The sequence below is a fragment of the Denitromonas iodatirespirans genome (assembly GCF_018524365.1).
GTDB classification, from domain to species: domain Bacteria; phylum Pseudomonadota; class Gammaproteobacteria; order Burkholderiales; family Rhodocyclaceae; genus Nitrogeniibacter; species Nitrogeniibacter iodatirespirans.
The window spans coordinates 1-6,177 of record NZ_JAEKFT010000061.1; the positions used below are offsets into that span (position 1 = coordinate 1).

At 66.8% G+C, this 6,177-nt stretch carries 6 protein-coding genes and 1 pseudogene; 4 read left to right on the forward strand and 3 right to left on the reverse strand.

Annotated features, from left to right (window positions below; all coding sequences use genetic code 11):
* A pseudogene (locus I8J34_RS23650) lies at positions 1–120 on the forward strand (IS5/IS1182 family transposase); the annotation flags it as partial.
* 130 nt (positions 121–250) lie between these two features.
* Here the strand turns inward: I8J34_RS23650 and I8J34_RS23655 are convergent.
* Positions 251–1,000, reverse strand: coding sequence for a TSUP family transporter (locus I8J34_RS23655; protein ID WP_214364104.1), 750 nt, complete (start codon positions 998–1,000; stop codon positions 251–253).
* A gap of 122 nt (positions 1,001–1,122) precedes the next feature.
* Between I8J34_RS23655 and I8J34_RS23660 the strand changes: the two genes are divergently transcribed.
* Together I8J34_RS23660 and gorA are read left to right on the forward strand one after the other, a co-directional pair.
* Complete coding sequence (locus tag I8J34_RS23660) at positions 1,123–1,941, forward strand: hypothetical protein (RefSeq protein ID WP_214364105.1); 819 nt, start codon at positions 1,123–1,125, stop codon at positions 1,939–1,941.
* A 74-nt stretch (positions 1,942–2,015) separates the two neighbouring features.
* Positions 2,016–3,374, forward strand: a complete 1,359-nt coding sequence (gene gorA, locus I8J34_RS23665; RefSeq protein ID WP_214364106.1) for a glutathione-disulfide reductase — start codon at positions 2,016–2,018, stop codon at positions 3,372–3,374.
* Positions 3,375–3,440: 66 nt separating this feature from the next.
* Here gorA and I8J34_RS23670 read toward each other — a convergent pair whose 3' ends face one another.
* Together I8J34_RS23670 and I8J34_RS23675 are read right to left on the reverse strand one after the other, a co-directional pair.
* Positions 3,441–4,148, reverse strand: coding sequence for an alanyl-tRNA editing protein (locus I8J34_RS23670; RefSeq protein WP_214364107.1), 708 nt, complete (start codon positions 4,146–4,148; stop codon positions 3,441–3,443).
* Between the two features lie 19 nt (positions 4,149–4,167).
* Positions 4,168–5,043, reverse strand: a complete 876-nt coding sequence (locus I8J34_RS23675) for an AEC family transporter (RefSeq protein WP_214364108.1) — start codon at positions 5,041–5,043, stop codon at positions 4,168–4,170.
* 186 nt (positions 5,044–5,229) lie between these two features.
* Here I8J34_RS23675 and I8J34_RS23680 point away from each other — a divergent pair, with 186 nt between their 5' ends.
* Entirely contained in the window at positions 5,230–6,036 is an 807-nt protein-coding gene (locus I8J34_RS23680; RefSeq protein ID WP_214364109.1) for a PEPxxWA-CTERM sorting domain-containing protein, read from the forward strand.
* Positions 6,037–6,177 lie beyond the last annotated feature (141 nt).

Below are 6,177 nucleotides of genomic sequence, written 5' to 3' on the forward strand. Positions count from 1 at the left end.
AAGACCCGCTATCGAGGGATCGCCAAGAACGAGGCGCAATTGTTCTCACTGTTCGGCCTCGCCAACCTCGTGCTCGCGCATAAAAGGTTGATGGCGCCCGACACGCAAGGTGCGTCCTGAAACGGGGAAAAGGCGATGAAATCGTGCGAATCCGGCCTTCCAGAGTGCCAATTCCGTATTCCGCGAGCCGATTGCAAGCGATTCGGCGCGACTGCACACCGAGATTTTCTTGCCGTCGCCGAAACGCGATTTATTCAGCACTTCCATAGGGCAGCACCGTCTCCAGCACCGCCGCATCGACCCGCTGCACCCACAGCGTGCCCAGCGCGGCGCCGACGAAGGCGTACAGCAAGGCCCCGCGCAAGGGGCCGAGTTGCAGATGGCCGCGACGCAAGAAGTTGAGCGTGGAGGACAAGGTGCCGAACACGCTCTGGAACTTGTTGGTGGCCAACGCCTGCACCGGCGGCAGGCCGGCCCACAGCAGACAGGGCAGCACGATCATGCCGCCGGCGCCGGCGATCGAGCTGATGAAGCCGGCCACGAAGGCCACCAGCGTCAGGCCCGCCATGGCGGGCAGCGACAGCTCGGCCACACAGGCCTCGCCGAGATTGAAGCGGGCGTCCACCGGCACCTGCAGCGCGGTGGCCAGGTGGTTGGTCTTGGCGGCCAGCGAAACGATCTTGAGCAGTTCGGCGTATTGGCCGTCGTCCATGCCCTTGGCGCGTGCCGCAGCGGTGTGCGAGTGCACGCAGTAGCCGCAGTTGTTGGCCACCGAGACGGCGATATAGAGCATCTCCTTGGTCAGCGGATCGATGGCCGAGGGCGTGGCCATGACGGCTTTGACCTCGGCCCAGGTCTGCGCCAGCAAGTCCGGATCGAAGGCCAGGTAGCGCCACATGTTGTTGATGAAATCGGTCTGGCGGGTGGCACGGATATCGTCGAACACCGCTTTCACGCGCGGGTTCGCTTCCAGATCGTCGGCGGGGGCAAGCGTCGGCATGGCGTCGTCTCGGTCGAGGAAAACGCGAAAGCGTAAACCATCACAAGGTCGGTGGCATCACTGCCGACAGCGTGCGCCGGGCCTGCTAGACTCGGGCCACTTCAGTGAACGAGCCATCCGTCATGTTTTCGCGTGTCTTGCCCCTCGCCCTGCTTGCCCTGATCGGCGTCGCCTCGACCGGCTGCACCACCCCCCCGCCGCGCAAGCCGCCCGCCGCCGACACGGCCCCCGCCGCCCCGGTAACACAGATCACGCCTGCACCGGCACCGGCGGCTTCGGCCCCCGAGTCGGGAGCGGCGGACGCTGCGAGCGAGGCCCAGGCGCTCGAGATCGACGGCACCATTCCCGAGCTGATCGCCTTTCTCGAACAGAACCCCCAGGGCGCCGAGGCCACGCTGGCGCAGACACGGCTGCGCGAACGCATCGGCGCCCGCCTGATCCGCCAGGCCGGCGGTCGCGGCAACATCCGGCCGGGCGACGACTTCCCGCTCGACGCCTTCGCCACCGACGACCTGATCGCCGGCTTTGCCGACATCGGCGTGGGCTTTCGCCTGATCGGCTATGTGCGCGACAACCGCACACGCAAGACCGGCTACACCTTCGTCAGCGGAACCGACGCCTGGCGGCAACTCTATGCCAGCCATGCGCTCGCCCTGGCCGGGGCCTCCAGCGCCCGCCTGATCTACGACATCCGCATGCTGCGCATCCAGCGCCAGGTGCACAGCAGCGTCGAGAACGGCACGGTGGCGACCTTCTACCGCGACCCGGCCTACACCACCCAGACCGTGCTGCGCCTGGACCTGACGCGCTATCTCAAAAAAGGCCGGGACAACGGCGAGCGCCGCCGCCTCGCCGGGCTCGGTGCGGTGGTGCTCGAACGTCACGGCCGCAGCTCGGTGTATGCCTTCGATCTGGGCGAGCAGTCGCTGATTCCGCGCTGAGGCGCGCGCCACGACCGTTTCGGGCCCGGCTGCTACACTCTGCGGCAACACCCAATCATGCCGGGAGCCCCCCCATGTCGGACTACGATTTCGATCTCATCACCATCGGCGCCGGTTCGGGCGGCGTGGCCGCCAGCCGGCACGCGGCCGTGCATGGCGCGCGTGTCGCCATCTGCGAGGGCGATCGTGTCGGCGGCACTTGCGTGATCCGCGGTTGCGTGCCGAAGAAGCTGCTGATGTATGCCTCGCAGTTCGCCGATGCCTTTGCCGACGCCCCAGGCTATGGCTGGGAAGTGGTCCCGCCGAGCTTCGACCTAGCCGCCTTGATCGGCGCCAAGGACCGTGAGATCGCCCGGCTCGAAACCATCTACCGCAAGATGCTGGCAGACGGCCATGTGACCCTGCTCGAAGGCCATGCCCGCGTGATCGACGCGCACACGGTCGAAGTCGGCGGCCGGCGCGTGAGTGCCGGCCATCTCCTGATCGCCACCGGCGGCAGCCCCAGCCATCCGCCGATCGAGGGCCTGGAACTGGCGATCAGCTCCAACGAGTTGCTCGACCTGACCGAGCTGCCGCAGCGCCTGCTGGTGCTCGGCGGCGGCTACATCGCGGTCGAGTTCGCCGGCATCTTCGCCGGCTTCGGCAGCGAGGTGACCCTGGCCTACCGGGCCGACCTGCCGCTGCGCGGCTTCGACCAGGACATCCGCACCCGCCTGGCCACCGCCATGGCCGAGCGCGGCGTGACGCTGAGCCCCGGCTTCGAACCGGTCAAGCTCGAACGGGTGGCGGGCGGCATCCGCTGCACCGCCAAGGACGGCCGGACGGTCGAGGCCGACATGGTGTTGTCGGCGCTGGGTCGGCGCCCCAACACCGACGGCCTGGGGCTGGCCGAAGTCGGGGTCGACGTGGACACCAAGAGCGGTGCCATTCGCGTCAGCCCCGAGTCGCAAACCTCGGTGCCGTCGATCTATGCGGTCGGCGACGTCACCGACCGCGCCGCCCTGACGCCGGTGGCCATCGCCGAGGGCCGCGCCTTTGCCGACACGGTGTTCGGTGGCACGCCGCGCGCGGTCGACCACCGCCTGATCGCCACCGCGGTGTTCAGCCAGCCGGCCATCGGTACCATCGGCCTGTCCGAGTCCGACGCCGTCGCCGCGGGGCACGCGGTCACCGTCTTCGAGGCCGACTTCCGCCCCATGAAACACACCCTGGCCGGACGCAGCGAGCGCGCCTACATGAAGGTGATCGTCGATGCCGACAACGACAAGGTGCTCGGCGCCCACCTGATCGGTGCCGACTCGGGCGAAATCATCCAGGCGCTGGCCGTGGCCATCACCATGGGTGCCACCAAGGCCGACCTCGACCGCACCCTGGCGGTGCACCCCACCAGCGCCGAAGAACTAGTGCTGCTGCGCACCCCGCGCGCCGACTGACCCGGGCCTCGCCATAAAAAACGGCCGGCGGCGTCATGCCCCGGCCGTTTGTCATGGCGGCATCGCTCAGGCGTCGAAAGCGATCGTCACCCGCCGGTTGCGTTTGCCCTCGCTGCGGATCCGCGCCACCTTCATGGCGCCGATTTCACCGGTGCGCTTCACATGCGTGCCGCCACAGGGCTGCAGGTCCACCCCCGGGATATGGATGGTGCGCACGCTGCCCTGACCACGCGGCGGCTGCACCGACATGGTCTTGACCAGGCCGGGATTGGCGTCCAGCTCGGCATCGGTGATGGCGCCGCACTCGACCGCGCTGTCGGCCGCGATCAGCGCATTGAGCTTCGCCTCGATGTCCTCGGCCACCAGCTTTTCCATCTCGATGTCGAAATCCAGATGCGCCTTGTCTTCGCTCATCTTGCCGCCGGTCACCGGCGCGCCCACCACCGCACAGAGCAGGTGCAGCGCGGTATGGAAGCGCATCAGGCGGTGGCGGCGGTCCCAGTCGATGCGGGCCGTCACATGCGTGCCCACCTCGAGCGGCGCGCGCGCCTCGTCCACCAGATGGACGATGGTCTCGCCCTCGCCCTTGACGGTGCCCAGCACCTCGATCACCGTGCCGCCGGCCTGCACCAGCGCGCCGGTATCGCCCGGCTGGCCGCCGCCGGTCGGGTAGAACACGCTGCGGTCGAGCACGATGCGGCCCGGCGCCGCCTCGACCACCACCGCCTCGCATTCGCAGGCATACGCGTCATCACGAAACACCAGTTCGGTCATCAGAATCCTCTCGCTTGAGTCAGGGGAGCACGAAGGCAAGCGCGATCGGCAGGAAGACCACCGCGCCCAGATTGCCGATGAGCACCATCGAAGCCACCTTCTCGGGCTCCTGATGATAACGCTCGGCAAAGATGTAGTTGAGCACTGCCGGCGGCAGCGCCCCGAACGTCAGCACCAGGGCTTGCTGCAAGGGCGGAAAGTCGAACAGCATCAGCAGGACCCCGGCAATCGCCATGCACATCAACGGACGCATCGCCGCACCGAACACGCCCAGCCGGATCGAGGTGATCCGCGAATCGCTGAGCCGCACGCCCAGCGCGAACAGCATCAGCGGAATCGAAATCTCGCCGAGCATGCGGATCGACAACAGCAAGGGCTCCCACAGCGCCACGCCGCTCATGCCCACCGCCAAGCCGGCAAAGGTGGCCATCACCGAGGGCACCTTCCACAGCGTCATCAGGCGCACCTTGTGGTCGAGCAGCCAGGCGCCAAAGGAGAAATGCGCCAGGTTCGAGACCATGAACATCACCACCATCGGCGCCAGCGCCGCCTCCCCGAAGGCCAGCACCGCCAGCGGCAGGCCGAGGTTGCCGCAGTTGTTGAACATCAGGGGTGGCACCAGCGTCTTGGGCGCAATGCCCGTGGCCCGCGCCAACGCCCAGCCCGCCAGCCCGGAGCCGGCCACCAGCGCCAGCGTGGCCAGCAGCAGGGGGATGTCGTTCTCCGGGCGGAACGGCTTGCCGGCCAGCGCCGCAAACACCAGCGCCGGCACGAACACATCCATGTTCAGCTGGTTGGCCTGCGTCAGATCGGGCCGCTTGCGGCGCCCGACCACGAAGCCCACAGCGACGATGGCAAAGAGGGGGAACAGGATGGCGACGATGCGCAGGAGCATGGGGCTGGGGCTGGGGCTGCGTATGAAAGAGGTCGATTCTAACCGCCCTGGCGACTGACCGTGCCGGCTACCCGTTCGTTGCTCGACGGAGCAGGCTTATTCAATCGACACCGAGAAAATTTCCATATCTCATACCCCTGTTTCATGACATCATCCCGCTCGTTTTCTTTCCGACAGGATTCCGACATGCACGCCAGCCACCCACTGGTTCGCCCGCTGATCATGGGCGCGCTACTCGCAGGCCTCAGCGCCCCGGCTTTCGCTATCACCCCGAGCTTCCAGTTCGTGGTTGATCGACTCGATAACTACGGTAGCAACACGCTCGGTTTCGCCGAGGGCGTTGTCCACTATATCGGAGCCGGCGTCACGCCCAACAGCGGCTTCGGGACCCAAGTGAGTATCGAACAGAACGGCACGGCATTGCCGATGACATGGTGGAGCTCCCATGTCTCGCCGAACGAGTACTACAGCTACGTCCCCGCCAATGTCGGGACCTCCGACCCGTGGGCCATCGTCGCCGAGCATGATGGTGACATCGGCATGACATGGACCCAAGGGAGCGCCGGTGCGCAAGTGCTCGATTTCGCCCAGAACGTCCAGTTCGATGCCACCTCCAAGCTGCTCACCTGGGAGCTGCCGACGAGTGACGCGATCGAAGGCGTGCGTGTCTATGTGTGGGATCGAACCCTCGGCCTGCTGAACGATCCGAGCCAGCCGGACATTGCGAGCATCAGCTCCTATCTGCCCCCGATGACCAGCTACCAGCTGTCGCCCACCCTCTTCGCCAACGGCAAGAGCGCCGCCGACTATACGATCGAAGTCCGCCTGATGGACTTCCGCGATCCACAGCTTGGCATGAGCGGCGGCAACACGCTGAGCACCTCGCGCTACTTCTTGGACCTCGCAGCGCCGGTGCCCGAACCCGAAACCTGGGCGATGATGCTCGCCGGCCTCGGACTGATGGCACAGATTGCGCGCCGCAAGTCGCGCTAAGCGCATCCGTCCGGAATCGGGATAGGGGCGGCCAGATTACCTGACCGATCCCCTCCCACACCACCCGGCATGCGGGTCCGCACCGGGCGGTTCGAGCAGTTGAGGTCATGAGAGCCGAGGCACGCCGAGACGGTCGAAGTA

Bases quoted from the DNA above. Each gene is read 5' to 3' on its own strand.
- I8J34_RS23655 (WP_214364104.1), bottom strand. From the start codon at position 1,000: ATGCCGACGCTTGCCCCCGCCGACGATCTGGAAGCGAACCCGCGCGTG.
- I8J34_RS23660 (WP_214364105.1), top strand. From the start codon at position 1,123: ATGTTTTCGCGTGTCTTGCCCCTCGCCCTGCTTGCCCTGATCGGCGTC.
- gorA (WP_214364106.1), top strand. From the start codon at position 2,016: ATGTCGGACTACGATTTCGATCTCATCACCATCGGCGCCGGTTCGGGC.
- I8J34_RS23670 (WP_214364107.1), bottom strand. From the start codon at position 4,148: ATGACCGAACTGGTGTTTCGTGATGACGCGTATGCCTGCGAATGCGAG.
- I8J34_RS23675 (WP_214364108.1), bottom strand. From the start codon at position 5,043: ATGCTCCTGCGCATCGTCGCCATCCTGTTCCCCCTCTTTGCCATCGTC.
- I8J34_RS23680 (WP_214364109.1), top strand. From the start codon at position 5,230: ATGCACGCCAGCCACCCACTGGTTCGCCCGCTGATCATGGGCGCGCTA.